Annotated in this window: 14 protein-coding genes; 4 read left to right on the top strand and 10 right to left on the bottom strand. The window is 43.8% G+C overall.

What is annotated here, in order from left to right:
* Window positions 1-74: 74 nt before the first annotated feature.
* The 8 genes from CDG77_RS07130 to CDG77_RS07100 form a co-directional block, all read right to left on the bottom strand.
* Window positions 75-545: a GAF domain-containing protein gene (locus CDG77_RS07130; protein WP_094328704.1), complete on the bottom strand. Its 471-nt coding sequence runs from the start codon at window positions 543-545 to the stop codon at window positions 75-77.
* Between the two features lie 185 nt (window positions 546-730).
* Window positions 731-2,611: an ABC transporter ATP-binding protein gene (locus CDG77_RS07125; protein WP_094328703.1), complete on the bottom strand. Its 1,881-nt coding sequence runs from the start codon at window positions 2,609-2,611 to the stop codon at window positions 731-733.
* A gap of 280 nt (window positions 2,612-2,891) precedes the next feature.
* Window positions 2,892-3,890, bottom strand: coding sequence for an aldo/keto reductase (locus CDG77_RS07120; protein WP_094328702.1), 999 nt, complete (start codon window positions 3,888-3,890; stop codon window positions 2,892-2,894).
* Window positions 3,891-4,011: 121 nt separating this feature from the next.
* Window positions 4,012-4,137: a hypothetical protein gene (locus tag CDG77_RS38445; protein WP_262985137.1), complete on the bottom strand. Its 126-nt coding sequence runs from the start codon at window positions 4,135-4,137 to the stop codon at window positions 4,012-4,014.
* Between the two features lie 93 nt (window positions 4,138-4,230).
* The gene (locus CDG77_RS07115; protein ID WP_094328701.1) at window positions 4,231-5,769 is read right to left on the bottom strand and encodes an amidohydrolase family protein; all 1,539 of its coding nucleotides are present in this window, start codon (window positions 5,767-5,769) and stop codon (window positions 4,231-4,233) included.
* Window positions 5,770-5,948: 179 nt separating this feature from the next.
* Entirely contained in the window at window positions 5,949-7,313 is a 1,365-nt protein-coding gene (locus CDG77_RS07110; protein WP_094328700.1) for an LLM class flavin-dependent oxidoreductase, read from the bottom strand.
* A gap of 562 nt (window positions 7,314-7,875) precedes the next feature.
* Window positions 7,876-8,019 (bottom strand): hypothetical protein, encoded by a 144-nt coding sequence (locus CDG77_RS36270; protein WP_181154098.1) that lies wholly within the window; start codon window positions 8,017-8,019, stop codon window positions 7,876-7,878.
* 99 nt (window positions 8,020-8,118) lie between these two features.
* Window positions 8,119-8,532: a hypothetical protein gene (locus tag CDG77_RS07100; RefSeq protein WP_181154100.1), complete on the bottom strand. Its 414-nt coding sequence runs from the start codon at window positions 8,530-8,532 to the stop codon at window positions 8,119-8,121.
* 585 nt (window positions 8,533-9,117) lie between these two features.
* Here CDG77_RS07100 and CDG77_RS07095 point away from each other — a divergent pair.
* Window positions 9,118-9,684 carry a PadR family transcriptional regulator gene (locus CDG77_RS07095; protein WP_094328697.1) on the top strand — a complete coding sequence of 189 codons (567 nt, stop codon included), beginning with the start codon at window positions 9,118-9,120 and terminating at the stop codon, window positions 9,682-9,684.
* Entirely contained in the window at window positions 9,685-11,067 is a 1,383-nt protein-coding gene (locus tag CDG77_RS07090) for a carotenoid oxygenase family protein (RefSeq protein WP_094328696.1), read from the top strand.
* 78 nt (window positions 11,068-11,145) lie between these two features.
* Here CDG77_RS07090 and ntrB read toward each other — a convergent pair whose 3' ends face one another.
* Both ntrB and CDG77_RS07080 read right to left on the bottom strand, forming a co-directional pair.
* Window positions 11,146-11,985 (bottom strand): nitrate ABC transporter permease, encoded by an 840-nt coding sequence (ntrB, locus tag CDG77_RS07085; protein WP_094328695.1) that lies wholly within the window; start codon window positions 11,983-11,985, stop codon window positions 11,146-11,148.
* Window positions 11,986-12,067: 82 nt separating this feature from the next.
* Window positions 12,068-13,450: a CmpA/NrtA family ABC transporter substrate-binding protein gene (locus CDG77_RS07080; RefSeq protein WP_094328694.1), complete on the bottom strand. Its 1,383-nt coding sequence runs from the start codon at window positions 13,448-13,450 to the stop codon at window positions 12,068-12,070.
* A gap of 560 nt (window positions 13,451-14,010) precedes the next feature.
* Here CDG77_RS07080 and CDG77_RS07075 point away from each other — a divergent pair.
* Entirely contained in the window at window positions 14,011-14,412 is a 402-nt protein-coding gene (locus tag CDG77_RS07075) for a hypothetical protein (RefSeq protein WP_094328693.1), read from the top strand.
* A gap of 802 nt (window positions 14,413-15,214) precedes the next feature.
* Window positions 15,215-17,578 (top strand): PAS domain S-box protein (locus CDG77_RS07070; protein ID WP_223269728.1); only part of this gene is annotated, 2,364 nt, incomplete at its 3' end.

Raw genomic sequence — 17,578 nt, 5'->3', positions numbered from 1 at the left:
GGGCGAAGCCCCGCCTTCGACGATCGCAAACCTAATCACGGAAAAGTAGGCTTCAACCCCTATAACTACTCCTGTTAACTGACAATTTTCCGGCTAATTGCTTCTCCAATCTTCATCAGCGTCTCTTCTTCTTTGGGAGTAAATTCGTAGGGAAGCAGCTTGGCAATGCCCAAGGTTCCATGCAATCGATCGTTCTCGATAAGCGGCACTGTGATAGAGCCTTTTACCTCGGTTTCTTTTGCCGAGGGTCTGACTACTCCTTGTTCATCAGTTTGCAGGTTACAAATTTGTACGGGTCGCTTACGTTCGGCGGCAATACCGGCCATCCCTTTGCCGATGGGAATTACCGTCATTTTAGGCAACAGGAATTCTGGAATGCCTTGGTAAGCCTTTAGGTGCAATAACTGACTTTCCCGATCTAGGGTATGAATAGTACCTGTAGAGCAGTCGAAAGCAGTTAAGATTTCGACCAGCAAACGATTCCAGTCAATAGGAGATCCTTTGTCAGCCAGGGTATCAAAAATGGCTTGGGTATCTGAAGTCATAGTGGTAAAAAAATAATCCCCATAAATAAATTTAGGGGCTTGAGAACATTTTTCTTTATTTTCTTTATTTTGCCTTTTGACAACTCAGGGTGCGTTAGCCTCCGGCATAACACACCCTACTTCTGTAGCACGTTTGTTGGGAATCTGCTGTAAATTTGTAAATAACCCTCAACTTGTGGCAAATGTCAAGCAATAATTCCCTTTTGAACGTTATCTGTATTAGTACGAACTTCATGTATGCGTTCCTCACCAAGATTTTCTGGGAGAAATCCACCCGCTTGCATTTTCCATAACCTGTGGTAAGCCCCGCCAAGTGCCAGCAGTTTGGTATGGGAACCATCTTCGATAATGCGACCTTTGTCGAACACCAAAATCCGATCTAGATGGACGATGGTAGATAGTCGATGAGCCACTACAATGACCGTTTTTCCATTCATTACTAAGTCGAGGGTATCTTGGATTGCTTTTTCGGTGATTGAATCAAGGCTAGAGGTAGCTTCATCTAAGATCAGGATCGGTGCGTCTTTGAGAATTACCCGTGCGATCGCAATCCGTTGTCTCTGCCCTCCAGATAACTTGACACCACGTTCGCCCACCAGAGAATTGTAACCATCCTGACTTTGAATGATGAAATCGTGAGCATTAGCCTTTCGCGCCGCCTCGAACACTTCCTCATCGGTTGCATCTAAGCGTCCGTAACGAATATTTTCTAGCAAAGTGCGATGGAACAGAGACGGATCTTGAGGAATCAAACTGATTTGAGCGTGTAGAGCATCCTGAGTCATATCTCGAATATCGACCCCATCAATGATAATCTGTCCAGATTGGGGGTCGAACAAACGCAGAATCAGATTGACAAAGCTGGATTTTCCAGAACCAGAGAAACCTACCAATCCAACGCGCTGTCCCGGTTGAATGGTGACAGAAAGGTTGGTAAAAACTTTCTTTTCATCCGAGTAGTTGAAGTTCACGCGGCGAAATTCAATCTTACCTTGAGTAATTGGATGGGCGATCGCGCGATCGCGATCAATCAACTCGTGGGGTTGAACGATAATCAAAACACCATTGGCGACATTACCAATATGTTCAAAAAACTCCAGAAAGCGGCGGCTCAAATTCCGGGCTTCACTGATAATCAATAGCGACAGGCTGGTTGCGACGACGAAATCAGCAGTAGCGATCTTCCCTTGACTCCAGAGAGAGAGCGAGTAATACAAAGTACTGATTTTCAAAATGGCTGCCGAGATGAACTGAAACCAGCGAATTCGCTCCGAGTACCAATTGGATTTTCTTACCTGTTTGATTTCGCGTCCTAATTGCTCATTCAAATAGCGTCGTTCAAAACCCAAACGGGCAAACAATCGGCTACTGGTGAGATTTGTTACTGCATCTACAATAATGCCAGTTGTCTCACTTCTAGCGGCTGCGGCTTTTCGGGAGTAAATTCGGCAGCGAGTTGCCAGCCAGAACGAAATACTGATGAAGAGAACTGCCCATATCCCCACGAGTGCAGCCAATGGAGGATAGGCGCGATACAGTATTGTCGTGGCGACGGTATACACAACGATTACTGGCATAAATTCAGTAATCATCATTTGCATCGTCTGAGTAACACCCAGAGAGGTTTCGCTAATCCGATGTGCCAAAGCCCCGGAAAAACTGCTGCTCATGTAGCGATGGGAATGGTGTTGTAAGTAGGCATAGAGCGATCGCACAATATGCTGTCGGTGGATGGGATGAAGGATGGTTTGCAAGAGTCCAGCCGATCGCCCAAATACCACTTCACCCACACTCAAAGCGGTGAACAGCATCAGGGGTTGCCTCATGGCATCAAAAATGGGCTTGCCGTCGCCCGTTGATTTCGTCACGCCCCGGATGATCTCACCAATGGCATAGGGCAACATAATGCCACAGGTTGCATGTATTACCTCCAGGATCGCCATTAACACATACCACCAGCGAAACTGGTTAACGAAATACAAAATGAACCTGAATGGAGTTGATGGCAGGTTTGGTGCATCGGCAGCACGTTGAAAAGATTTGAATTGTCTGGTCTTTTTTGTCATGAGAAGCAATCCACTCGCTTAGTAATTCGTAATTCGTAGTTAAAAGAGTCAGATTGAATCTAGGTTTCTATCTATTGGTTAATTTTTTAGTATTAGGGTAAGTTGTTTTATGGTGTTAAATAAAATCATTTGTAATTAACAAATTATGGGGATTTAAGTCCACTACTTGTAACAGGCGGCAAGTTTTGTATCGACATATAAATCCTCCTCGTAAAATTAATTACGAATTACGAATTATTAATTGTGTTGATTATTTGCCATGTCCTCACTCCCTTAATCTCTAACGCAGAGAATCTCCCCTGCGGTATTCGGCGGTTATGTCGTCTAATTTTTGTTTCAAACTGTCGTCGAGTTTTAGTTCCACTGCCTTGAGGTTGTCAGCAAGTTGTTGTGGGCGGCTAGCGCCGATGATGGGGGCAGTGATAATGGGATTAGATAAAACCCAAGCTACTGCTAGGGTGGCGAGAGACAATCCGGCGAGATCGGCGACTGTGCGTAATTCTTCGACAGTATTAAATTCGCGATCGTGCCAGTAGCGATCTTGATAACGTTCTGCGGCAGCGCCTAGCGTGAAACGTGTACCGGTGGTGGGGCCTTCAGCGAGAATGTGTTTGCCGGTGAGCAGACCACCCGCCAAGGGATTGTAAGGAATTACACCCAATCCTTCTTCTTTCGCCAGGGGCAATAGTTCTCGCTCAATTTCACGGAACAACAGGTTGTAGCGGGGCTGAATTGAGACGAATCTGGTTAGATTGCGCGTCTCGGCGCGACCCAAGGCGCGGGCGAGTCGGTAGGCTAAGAAGTTGGAAACCCCGATGTAGCGTACCTTGCCAGCACGAACAACCGCGTCCAGCGCTTCCAGAGTTTCATCAAGTGGGGTGGAGGTATCGTCAGAGTGCAATTGGTACAGGTCGATATAGTCGGTTCCCAGTCGTCGCAAGGAAGCATCGATCGCATCTAGAATATGTTTGCGCGAAGCCCCCCGATCCCAAGGTGCAGGGCCGACTCGACCAACGCACTTGGTAGCCAAGATAAAATGTTCGCGTTTGCCTTTCAGCCAGCGTCCAACGATTTCTTCGGTACGCCCAGCAGTGGCAAGTCCGCCGCCAAGTGGATAAACATCGGCTGTATCTAAAAAGTTAATTCCGCCATCGGCGGCAGTATCGAGGATATCTCTAGAAGTTTCTTCGTCAGTCTGCAATCCAAAGGTCATGGTGCCGAGACAAAGGCGGGAGACGGTTAATCCTGTTTTTCCGAGATTGGTTGTTGGTAAAGTCATGGGAATTGCTAATTGCTAATTGGAAATGGGGAATGGGGAATTGAGAAAACTTTTCTTTTGTCTCTCACTCCCCAGTCCTAGAGCGCTGATTCTTCTGCACTGACTTTTGGGGTTTTGTGCGTCAGACAACTAAGGCAGTGTTGCGACGGCTCAGGGAAACTAGCCATGCAGGTTGCTTGGCATTGTCAGAAACAGGCGAGAAAAGATAGGGCAAGGAACTATTGTAAGAGCGTTGTTCAACGGACATGGTTGTGACTCCTAATTAATTTGGGCATTGGGAATTGGGAATGGGGGATTGATTGTTTATTCCTCATTTACCCCCACGCCCTCATCTCGGCTTTTACGCCACCACTAGGTTTTTATCCACTTGTTTAAATTCGGTGTTACCTACTTTGGATTCGATCGCAGTCCCCTTGAAGAATTCGGGGTTAGCTTGGGTGTAAAACTTGTAGGGATTAGCGAATATGTATGATTTAAAGTCGGCTTCGGAAATAACGCCTTCTTGAACCAAATCCCAGCTTTCAGCCAAGGGGGAAGTCAAATCTGGCACATCCCAGTGACCAACATCGGAGGAATAGATGGCGTTGATCTTGACTCCCAAGGGATTGGCTTTGTCATTGAATGCCGTAGCAATTGTGCGATCGTCGGACTCGGAACCAAAGAAGAAACTGTTCACCCAGCGATCGCGGATGTCTTCAATTGCTTCAATCCCTGCTGCGGCAAAATCGTCCAATTCGCTACCAATTGGCGCACGGCTATGACGGCTAAATGAAGCTCCCAGTACAGTCTTAGTCAATTCATCCTTATCAAGGGAATGTCCTTGAGTAACTTCTGCACCGTAGCGCTCAAATATTTCAAACAACTCATCGGCATTTGTCAACGCTGGATTGTAGTTTTCCAGTGCCTTGATATTGCGCTTTAAGAACCGATCCACCAAATGGATGTAGACACGCGCACCCCAATCTGCACCACCTTCCAGCATCGCTACACGCAATTGTGGAAAACGCTTGGTAACACCACCGAAGAACAACGCTTTCGCAAAAGCTTCTGAACCATCGGCGAAGTGACCGATATGGTTGTTCATGTAGTTACTGATGGAAGAGCGTCCAGTCCAACCCTGACTGCCGTAATGGGTGGTAACGGGTACGCCTAATTCCACAACTTTGGCCCAGAATGGATCGTAGTCGTATTCACTATCTAATCCGTAGAAGTCGATATAAGAAGCATACTTGGCGATTTCGGGGAATTTATCGGCTGGATATTTATCAGCGATCGCTTTAATCGGTCGTTTCACCCCACCAGTGATATTAATCACTTTTAAGCCGAGTGTTTTTACTGCAAACTCTAACTCCTCAATGCCTTCTTCGGGAGTAGTTAAAGGAATACCAGCTACCGGTGTCAGGCGATCGCTATATTTCCGATAAATATCAGCATGATAGTGATTGACCGCCCGTTGCAGTGCCTGACGATTCTCTGGGCTGGCTCCAGCCGGTGCTAGGACATTATTCGGAAACAATACCGAATAGTCCGATCCTTGCTCCGCTTGACGTTCATAGAGGAGTCCGGGGAGGGTGTAAGTAGCGAGATCCAACGTATTTTTAGTAACTCTAGCCCACCAAGGCGATCGGATGGTGCGGTTGTATTGACGTTCTTCAGGGGTTTGTTGATACCAGTCTTTACCATTACTTTTGGAGTTGAGACGGGAAGCTTCGGTTTTACGTAACTCGTCTACGAGCTTCACACCGCCGTACTTGGCAATGTAATCTTCAAAAGCTGGGGTGAAATCATTGGTGTGAACGTCGGTGTCGATTACCGGATAATCAAGAGTCGCTCTAATTGCGGCGGAGCGTGAGGTCTTTAATCGGCTATATTCAGTCATGTTTTTTCCTTTAAAAAATTACAGATTTTTCCGAGCATCCAATGCTGCTATTGACAAATACATTTTCTGTAGAGACGGCGATTTATCGCGTCTCTCTACAATTTTCAAATTCTGTAGGGCGGCGATCTACAGAAGGTGCGGTTTAAAAGGCATGGCTTAAGCATCTTTGAAAAATTTATTTACGCTAACACGAGGCTCTTGTCCACTTGTTTTGCTGCAAAACGATTGACTGGACGACGCAATCCTAGATTTTCACGCAAGGTACTACCCTCGTATTCGGTACGGAACAATCCGCGTTTTTGCAAGATGGGAACGACTAAGTTAACGAACTCATCTAATCCTGTGGGAAGGATTGGCGGCATGATATTAAAACCGTCTGCTGCACCATTGTTGAACCATTCTTCTAACTGATCGGCAATGGTTTCGGGTGTACCAAGGATGGTGCGATGTCCTCGTGCGGTGGCAAGAGAAAGATACAACTGGCGCAGTGTGAGCGTGCCACGAGTCGCCAAATCTCTGACTAGTTTGAGACGACTCTTATTTGTGTTGGTGTCGCTGGGTAGTTCGGGAGCCACATCATCTAAAGAATATTTCGACAGATCCACACCTTTGTAATAGTTCTTTAAAATCCCCCAAGCGACATCGGGATGAATTAGCGATTGCAGGAATTCGTACTTCTCTTGAGCTTCTGCTTCGGTACGGCCAATAATTGGGAAAGCACCAGGCATAATTTTGAGATCGTCTGGCGATCGCCCATATTGTGCTAATCTCCCTTTCACATCAGCATAAAATTCTTGGGCATCAGCTAAGGTTTGATTGGCGGTGAAAATCACCTCGGCGGTGCGTGCAGCTAAGTCCCGTCCCGATTCCGAGGCTCCGGCCTGAACGATAACGGGGTAGCCTTGGGGCGGACGACCAACGTTTAAAGGGCCTTGTACGGAGAAATATTTGCCCTTATGGTTGAGTGTATGCAGTTTGTCCGGGTCGAAATAGACACCAGATTCTTTGTCACGGATGAAAGCATCATCTTCCCAGCTATCCCACAGTCCTTTCACCACTTCCACAAACTCTTCGGCGCGTTCATAACGCTGGCTATGTTCTGGGTGATGCTCAAGTCCGAAATTACGGGCGGCGTTCTCATTGCCTGTGGTGACTACATTCCAGCCTGCCCTGCCGTTACTCAAGTAGTCCAGGGAGGCAAACTTCCGAGCCAGGGTGTAGGGTTCCTCATAAGTGGTCGAGGCGGTGGAAATGAAGCCGATGTTTTGGGTAACGGAGGACAAAGCCGAGAAAAGAGTGACTGGCTCGAAATGCGCCATTTTACCGTTTCGATACTGAGTTCCGGGAGCGTCACCCCAGACTCCTGGGCTATCTGCGAGAAAAACTGCATCAAACAAGCCGCGTTCGGCAGTCTGGGTAATCTCCTTGTAATGCTCGAAATTCAATCCAGCATCTGCTTGTGCATCAGGGTGTCGCCAAGAGGATATGTGATGACCGGTGGCTTGAATGAATGCACCTAAACGAAATTTGCGTGTTGTACTCATAATTTTTTTCTTTTCTATAATGCGATCGCTGATTTGCGTATAGCTAATGGCTTTTTATGTAACATCAGCGATCGCTTGGCTAATTCCTAACTGTTTGTCAAACCCTTATGGCTACGTGGCTAGTGTCTAATGAGTAGACAACATGTTTGCTTTCAACTGCCGATATCCACCCAAAAAATACTCAGATGGCAGATCGATCAAATCCTTTCCATACAAAGCTTTGGGCTAGCATTTACTGCTAACTCAACACTGAAATTTAATAATGGAATGCTTTTAAAACAACTAAAATTTACGCTTCAGTTGCTCTATATGGAATCAAATAACCAAACTGTAAGTTAGGTTAATACCACAGCAAAACTAGGGTTGCTGCTACTTGGCGCTCGAATTACCATAAATTTATGTAGCAATCTTACTCCGCACATAGAGTCTACACGATGCACACAAAAAAATATGTACTGACAAACACAATCTCATGAAAAACTAATTATTAGATAATCTAATATTAAGTATTGCAAACTAATTGTTCGATATCTCAGATTAACTGTCTTGTTTGCGATCGCAGCTAAATAATTTGATCGCGATAGAATGGAGCATTGGTGAGTATGGAAGGAAATTCTTGCTGTTGGCTAATAAAAATAGCTAGAGCGATCGCTCTAGCTATTGGTGCATAATATTCACTCAAATCAGATTCGGAAACTGTGAGCAATGCCTAATGATACGGTTCAGTGCAAATCACAGCCTCTCATCCTTGGCTAAACATCTCTGCAATTCCCGCCTTTTGCAACTTAGCTTGATATAGCTACCCTTAAATCTTAGTCATGAGAAACTTTGATATTTCCGCATGTGCCAACACAGCAGCAGGTTCGCGCTGGAGAGCGTTGTAATACTTTCTCTCGAAAGTATTACCCGTTTCTAACGGTATAATCAGCGTGCGGACATCAGCAATCAACTTTTCAAAGTCGTCCATTGATATCGGTTCATCTGCTTCGAGCATTTCATCAACTTGCACAACCATTTCAGAAATGCGATGTAGCCAAGCAAATTGTTCGTGAGCGATAACTAGCTGAAGAAGTTCTCCGCTTGATACTCGTCCACTAACCTGTTCGTAGGCAATGCGTTCTGTGTCCAGCAACATCTTGTGAAGGTGGAGTAATTTGTTGCGTAAATCACGTAAATATTGATGTTGACGTATTCTTTCTGAAAGTGTATTTGAAGTCAATGTTATTCATCCTCTCGTTACAATAGTCTTTGTTGGTAAGCTGAAAAACATCTAAATTCCATAATCGAATTAAATCAAACTCTTGTGGGGTGGGCAACATGAGCGCTCTAATTATGCGAGATTATTTGTGGAACAGCTTATTCATCACGAATAGAATTTAACGAACAACTAGTTTGTTGAGCGATTCGCTAGCAATAAGTAGCATATTTAATGGTGGCGTAGACGCTCCTTGCTTTATCTGCAAAAAGCTCTACTTTCCGTAGAAGTACAGGAGTGATACTCAACAGATAATTCGTAATGATGCTCTTTACGAGTCGCTGCGCGAACGTAATTCGTAATTAAAGTTTCAATTTTGCTCAATATCCATAGCCACTTCCTCACTGTTTTGTGCAAACAGCACCATTAACCATCTGCCCAACCTCAGTTTATGTATTCGGTTTCCTTGTTAAGACGTATTACAATCAACATATCTTTTTATAGCGGTTATATCTTATATTGGATTAATCATATATTAGCATAAAATTATAAAAAGTACATAGTGTAAAACCTATTGAGGAAATGTCAATTATGGGAAAACTGTCTTAAATGTCCCTAGCATACGTAATTCTAGGTTTTCTTCAGCAGCAAGAAATGACGGGCTACGACCTGAAAACGATCTGCTTCGATCGATGTATTGCCCATTTGTGGCCAGCAGACCAGGCACAAATTTACAGAACTCTTGATAAGCTAGTTGAGCAAGGCTGGATTACCTGTACAATTGAGATTCAACGCGATCGCCCCAACCGCAAAGTATACTGTGTAACGGAGCCAGGGAAAGCCGAATTTACCCGATGGCTTGAGACTCATCAGTCCTTACCGACTATACGAGAACCTTTGCTCCTCCAGTTGCATTTTGCAGAGCAATTGCCGAATGAAACCATTATTCATCTACTAGAGCAACAATTGGCGGCTCGAATCAAAAAGCTTGCTGAATGTGAAATCATTGATTTGCCATCACTTGGTGATGAGTCTGCCAACCGCGAGCAAGTAATGCAAAGGCTGGTGCTAGAGTTAGCGATCCGTAGAGAACAGACTTATATTGATTGGTTGAAGATAGCAATCAATGTTATCAGTCAGCAAAAGCCATGTACATCACATTACCAGATTTTATAAATGGCAACAATAGCAGTCAATCCATATCTCGATCGCAATTTTGCTCCAATCCGTAAAGAAATCACCACCGACAAATTGCTAGTCATTGGTGAATTACCCCTTGACTTATCAGGGATATTTGTACGGAATGGCCCTAACCCTCAATGGACACCCATCGGTCAATATCACTGGTTTGACGGAGATGGGATGTTGCATGGCGTACAAATTAGCAACGGCGTAGCGACTTATCGTAACCGTTACATCCAGACAGCCGGGTGGAAAAAAGAACGAGAAGCGGGTAAGGCTCTTTGGACAGGATTGTTAGAACCACGGCGAAAGGATAATCCCCACAGTGGCTACAAAAATACCGCCAACACTGCCTTAGTTTGGCACGCTGGTCAAATGTTGGCGCTGAACGAGGGAGGTAAACCTCACGCCATCAAGCTTCCTGAATTAGAAACTATTGGCGAGTATACCTACAATGATAAGCTGATTTCTGCCTTCACAGCCCATCCCAAAGTAGACCCAGTTACGGGCGAAATGGTCTTCTTTGGCTATTCTTTGTTTGCACCACCATACGTACAATATAGTGTAGTCTCTGCACAAGGCGAACTATTGCGGACAGTACCAATTGACCTGCCAATAGGAGTGATGATGCACGATTTCGCCATCACTGAAAACTACACGATTTTCATGGATTTGCCATTGACTTTTAGTGCCGAGCGATCGCAACGGGGAGAACCCATTATGATGTTTGAGCGCGATCGCCCCAGTCGTTTTGGAATTGTACCGCGTCATGGTGACAACAGTAATATCCGATGGTTTGAAAGTCCCTCTTGCTACGTCTTCCATACTCTCAACGCTTACGAAGACGGCGATGAAGTAGTGCTTATTGCCTGTCGCATGAGTTCTACAAGTGTTTTGAGTTCTGATGATTCGCAACCCGACCCAGAAGGAAATATCCCGCGCTTGTATCGCTGGCGATTTAACCTCAATACGGGGACAGTGCGTGAAGAAATGTTGGACGATGTAGCTTCAGAATTTCCTCGCATCAACGAAAATCTATTGGGACGGCAAACCCGATATGGCTATACCAACAAAATGGCGAATAGTCCCCTACCTTTATTTGAAGGCATCATTAAGTACGACTTCAGTAGTGGAAAGTCCCAAACCCACGAATTCGGACAGGGACGCTATGGCGGTGAAGCTGTATTTGCGCCGCGTCCTGGTGCAATTGCTGAGGATGACGGTTGGCTTGTGACTTTCATCCACGATGAGAATTCAAACACTTCAGAATTAGTATTGGTGAATGCCCAAGATTTAACAGCTGAACCTGTAGCGCGGGTGATAATTCCTCAACGAGCGCCTTATGGATTTCATGGTACTTGGGTTGCTGAAAAATAGGTAAAAGGAACTGGGGATTAGGGATTAGGGATTAGGGATTAGGGATTGAGAAAAATTAAATTTCCCAGTCCCCATTCCCTATTTTTGCTCTGCTGGTAAAATCTTGTTTTGCAGCCAACCCATCGCTTTATCTAGAATCAAGCCAACAATGCCGATATAAACTAGAGCTAAAATTACTTCGCTGACGTTGTTATTTTGATAGGCATCCCAGATAAAGAAGCCGATGCCGACGATACCGGACATGACGATTTCGGCGGCGATAATCGCTAACCAAGCTAAACCGATCGCAATTCTCAACCCAGTAAAAATGTAGGGTAATGCCGCAGGAATCAAAATATTAATGAAATAGTCTTTGCGGCTAAGTTGCAGAACTTTGGCGACGTTGTTGTAATCTTGGGGAATTTGGGTAACGCCAACAGCAGTGTTAATTAAGATGGGCCAAATCGCAGTAATGAAAATTACGAATAAGGCGGCGGGTTCGTTTTGTCGTAAAGCTGCTAAAGAAATCGGAACCCAAGCTAAAGGTGGTACAGTCCGCAGTAGTTGGAAGATGGGATCTAAAGCTTTGGACATGGTTTTATTGACACCAATCAAAATGCCCAAGCCAATACCAACGATCGCAGCTAAGGTATAACTGATCGCAACCCGTTGCAGACTAGCGAGAATTTGCCAAAATAAACCTTTATCAAGACCACCCCGGTCATAAAATGGCCAGAAAATGAGAATCCAAGTGTCTTGAATAACCTGTATTGGCCCTGGTAATGTAGCGCCTGGAGTCCAAGAGAAGAGTTGCCAAATAGTCAGGAAAATTGCGATCGCGATCGTTGGTGGTATTAGGTCAGGAAATTGCTTTTTCAGACCGGATATAAAGCTATTACTTAATCTAGGGCTTGCAGGACGTTTTTGAGCTATTGTCATGATGTTGTATTCTCCGCAAATTTTATTTGTTATTTGTCAGAGACGCGATGAATCGCGTCTCTACAAGAGTTTAATCGTGCCTCTAAATACTGACTTTTTTGATTTTCAAACTCTTCAAATATTCTTCTGGCTTTTCGGGGTCAAATTTGATGCCATCAAAAAACTCTTCTACACCACGGGATGTATTTGTGGGAATATCAGCAGCAGCAATTCCAGCTTCTTTGGCAGCTTCTTTCCAAATATCTTCACGGTTGACTTTGTTGATAATTTCTTTAGCTTTGGCAGCATTATTGTCTAGGTAATCTTTTGGTAAGAATCCCCAGCGAACGTTTTCAACTATGAACCATAAATCATGACTCTTGTAGGGATAGGAAACACTACCTTTTTCATCTTTCCAGTAGTAAGCTGCCATTGATTTATCATCAATTTTGCGACCATCGCCCATGTCATATTTGCCTTGGTATGGATCGGCTAGAATTTCCGGTGAAGGAAGATTGAAATAATTCCGTCCAGCGAGAATTTTAGCCGCTTCTTTGCGATTATCAAAATTATCTAACCATTGTTGGGCTTCCATAATTCCTTTTAAAATCGCTTTGGTAGCCTTGGGATTTTTATCAACCCAATCGCCTCTCATGGCGACGTATTCTTCAGGGTGATTTTTCCAAATTTCTGCGGTTAATGCTGCTACGTAGCCAATTTTGTCTTGCACCAGACGATATGGCCAGGGATCGCCTGTACTAAAGGCATCCATTGTTCCTGTTTTCATGTTGGCGACAGTTTGCGCCGCAGGTACTGTCAGCAACTTGACATCTGCATCTGGATCTAAGCCACCTGCTGCTAACCAGTAGCGAATCCACAAATCTTGGTTGACGTGGGGAAAGGTGAATGCAGCAGTAAAGGGGGTTGAAGATTTTAATTCCTTAAATAAAGACTTAGCGCCAGCGAGTTGTAAACTAATACCTTTGCCTTGGTGCTTGTTTGCGATCGCAATTCCATTTCCATGTGTAATCAATTGGCATAAGACATACATAGGGATTTTTTTATTTCCCTTGGTAATTAAACCTTCTGAAATTAAATGTGGCATTGGCATCTGCCATTGACCGCCATCTATCCCACCACCCGCCGAACCAATTTCTACGTTGTCTCTAGCTGCACCCCAAGAAGCTTGTTTGGAAAGACCAACATCAGTCATGCCATACTTTGCAAAAAAGCCTTTTTCTTTCGCAATAATTAAAGGAGCCGCTTCTACAATGGGTATATATCCTAGCTTAACTGTAGTAGTTTCTGGTGTTTGTTCGGGACTAATATTAACAACCGATTGAGCGGTTGGTTGTGCTTGACTGCTTCCGCCAGTGAGGTTGTCAGGGGGATTACCCAAACAGCCTTTAAGGAATACAGTTCCCGCAGATACTCCGGCTGTGATTATGAATTTGCGACGGGAAATTTGATTAAAAAATTCTGTCATAAATATCTCCTGAAAACGTAAATTTTATTTTTTATAGCTATGACAATTGAGGCAAGAAACACAACGTTTCTCTTGCATTGTCTAACGATTAATCAAGCTATATTTGCCAATGTAAACGCAGCCATTTCATCAATGACCTGGCTACTTGTATAAACACTCGGTTAATTTTTTGGCTCTGCTCTCGTTTGAAACAGAGGCATCATTCACCTTGTTGAAATCAGTTTACAGCCTTTGAAGCCAAATTAGTTCACTCAGAGTTTGCAATTATTAAACAAATATTAGATTGGATGCATAAGGAAAAATTTATCTATTTTTCTTAACTATGGGAATAATTTCTAATATATAAACTCTTATTTATGAATACTATTGTATTTACAATATGATTTCTTATTTTTACTTATTTTGTCAGATATAAGTTTTTATTTATAATAACTATTCTGTTTACATAATGATTTAGTGGTGGATATCTTTCCATTGGTATCAAGTTAAGAAAAATAGAATCTTGTCAACTGGGTAAAAGTCAATGGTTAAACTCAACACAAGGGTGTTGAGTTTAACCATTGAGTAAGCCACAGAAAAAACAAGGAAATCCAGACTTTCGACATCGGGTAACTTGCCCAGCCCCAACAAGTCAAGAGATCGAATCACGGTTGCTAGAACTGGTAACTCCAGGGACATTTGCTAATCTCAAAGGGGTAAAAGAAAAAGAGCGTAGTTTGCGCGATCGCGTACTAACTCTACCAATGATGACAGCGATAGTACTGAGTCTAGTGTACCGACAAATACATTACTTAACAGATGTGCTGCGCTGCCTAGAAGTGGAAGGGGTGGGTAGAGGCAATATCAGTAAGTCGGCAAGCGTTATCTCAACGCCTAGAGAGCTTGCCTGCTCAGTTGTTTATCAAACACCGGGCTACGCTACGCAAAACCCACAACTACAACTCATTACGAAGGTTGGTTGAACATCAGCGTTCTATGGGCTTGGTCAAAGCCATTGGTCAACGACATCGGCGCAATGCCTTAAGGTCACTTGACATCTGGGCTGAGGCTTTAACTTGACACCAATGGCATCCTGCCCACCCCACAAGAGTTATAAAAATTTTAGATATGCAAACTAGATGTGGTTTAGCTTAACACCCCACCCCGACAAAGCTATGCTTTGTCGGGGTGGGATTCTGTATTTTTGATTTATGCAAGAGGTCTAATGTGTAGGCGTAGCCCTTCAAAGACATTGCTTAAAACTCCAGATGGCAATTCACCCTTCACTTCAAAATTCTGGATGTTACCAACGAGCATATTGTCAAGCTAATTTTAAGGGTTTATAGTCAACACTAAACTGTTCGCTATAAACTAATTTCAATATTTTTTACATTACTTAAATTACTTCGATTTATTCTCGGCTACTTAGTTAAGTAGAACCAGAAGTTATTAAATTTTTCTACCAATATTATATATTAAAAAACTTCCGTAATTGCCCCCTTGCCATTGATATTTCAGATTACTTAAAAGTAAAAGCTAACCCTGAAAGTGCTGGAGGGTTAAAAAATGGTCAAACAGCACTGATATGACTGGTTAAAAGCTGTGATATTTTTCCACAAACGAAAATTACTAGCTCTGTTGTTGGGGATTCTCTTCTCAATGTCTGTAGTCCTACTCTGGCAGAGACTTTCCATCCAAACTCCGGGGTTGTTAACACAACTAGTATTGATAGCAGGCTTATTGCTTGTTGTTACACTGATATTGTCAATATGTTTTGCTCTAACTATGAAAGCAAGTAACCAGCATATAACAGCAATAAATCAGGAGTTAACTCACAGGATTTTTAAACAGAAAGAAGTAGAAATTGACCTGCGCGGTAGCGAAAACCGTCTGCGACGGTTACTGGAAACTGTCAAGGTTATCCCTTGGGAATTAGACTTGAAAACTTGGCGATTTACTTACGTTGGGCCGCAAGCAGTAAGCTTGTTAAATTATGCGATCGCAGAATGGTACGAAGAAAACTTTTGGATCGATCATCTGCATCCAGATGACAAGGAAAAGTCCATTGGTTTTTGCCGAGAAGCAACTGCTAGGTGCGAGAATTACGAATTGGAGTACCGGATGTTAGCAGCTGATGGGCGAGTTGTCTGGCTGCGAGACGTTGTTAGCGTAGTTGAGGAAGCAGGAACTGCTACGATGTTGAGGGGGTTTATGTTTGACATTACTGATTTAAAGCAGGTTGAAGAAACCTTGAGACTCAGGGAAAGGGCACTTGCTGCTACCAGTAATGGAATTATTATTGCCGATGCTAGACTTGCCTGCAATCCAGTTATTTACGTCAACTATGCCTTTGAGCAAATAACAGGCTACAGTGCTAATGAAGTGATTGGGCAAAACTGTCGATTTTTGCAACGCACAGATAGCCAGCAATCAGCACTCAATGAATTACGCTTATCTATTCAAGCTGGAACAAGTTGCAAAGTTATTCTTCGCAACTATCGAAAAGATGGTAATTTGTTCTGGAATGAATTGAGTATTTCTCCTATCCATGACGAAAATGGCAATTTAAGCCACTTTATTGGAATTCAGACAGATATTAGCCACCGCAAGCAAGCCGAAGCTAGTCTGCGTCGGCAAGCCCTCACTTTTGAAAATATGCATGATGGCGTAATTATCACAGATTTAACCGGAAATATTATTGACTGGAATCCTGCTGCCGAAAGCATGTTTGGTTATACCAAAGTCGAGATTTTGGCTAAACATATCAGTATTTTGCATCAGCCAGAAGTAGCCGCAACATTAAGCACCAAAATTCTCGAAACAATCAACCAGCTAGGACGCTGGTCAGGGGAAATACACTTTATTCGTAAAGATGGCAGTGAGGGAATTTGCGAAACAACTATAATCTCTTTACAGGATGAACAAGGAGAAACTGTTGCCACTGTTGGCATAAATCACGACATTACCGAAAACAAACGAGCAAAAGAAGCACTGCAACGGCAATTGCATCGAACCCTACTACTTGAGCAAATTACTCAGGAAATTCGTCAAAGTCTTGATGCCAGCAAAATCTTTGAGACGGCTGCTACCCAAATTGGACAAGCATTTGGAGTTGAACGGTGTCTGATTCATTCTTACATTAGCGACCCCACACCCCGAATCCCCTTAGTAGCAGAGTATAATATACTTCCCGGTTACTGCTCCATGTTGAAATTGGAAGTTCCTATGAGCAACAATCCGCATGTTGAGCAGATGATGGCACAAGAAATAGCGATCGCTTCTCCAAATGTCTATGTCGATCCTTTACTCCAGGGAGTTGAACCTATCTGCCGAGAAATTGGGATCAAGTCTATGCTGTCAATCCGCACCTCCTATCAAGGAGAACCCAATGGTGCGATCGGCTTACATCAGTGCAGCTATTTTCGCCAGTGGACACAAGACGAAATCGAATTACTAGAAGCAGTGGCGGCTCAACTGGGTATTGCTTTAGCACAGGCTTACTTACTAGAACAAGAAACGCGCCAACGGGAAGAACTTACTTTGAAAAACTTTGCCTTAGAGCAGGCAAAACGTCAAGCAGAAGCCGCAAATCGGGCAAAAAGTGAGTTTTTAGCGATGATGAGTCACGAAATTCGGACTCCAATGAATGCTGTTATTGGCATGACCGATCTACTGCTGGATACTGACCTCACGCCCCAACAACAAGAATTTGTGGAAACAGTTCGCAGTAGCGGAGATGCTTTGCTCACCATCATCAACGACATCCTAGATTTCTCTAAAATTGAGTCGGGAAAGCTGGAATTAGAAGAACAGCCTTTTGATTTGAGAGCCTGTGTAGAACAGGCTATTTCTTTATTAGCCCCTAAAGCTGCCCAAAAAGACATTGAACTAGCTTACCTAATCCATCCGCAAGTTCCCACCCAGATTATCGGCGATATGACACGTCTGCGCCAAGTCTTAATGAATCTCCTCAACAATGCGATTAAGTTTACTGAACTTGGAGAAGTTGTACTATCTGTTGAACTGGGGAATGGGGACTGGGGATTAGGGAACTCGGTGCCGCCTCTGGAGATAAGGGGTAATGGGGATTTTGATCGAGAAATTTCTTCCCAGTCCCCATCGCCCCTAATCCCCAGAGGGGGCCCCGAG

Source organism: Nostoc sp. 'Peltigera membranacea cyanobiont' 213 (assembly GCF_002245975.1).
In the GTDB taxonomy this organism is placed as follows: Bacteria; Cyanobacteriota; Cyanobacteriia; order Cyanobacteriales; family Nostocaceae; genus Nostoc.
This window is presented reverse-complemented; position numbering and strand designations above follow the sequence as displayed.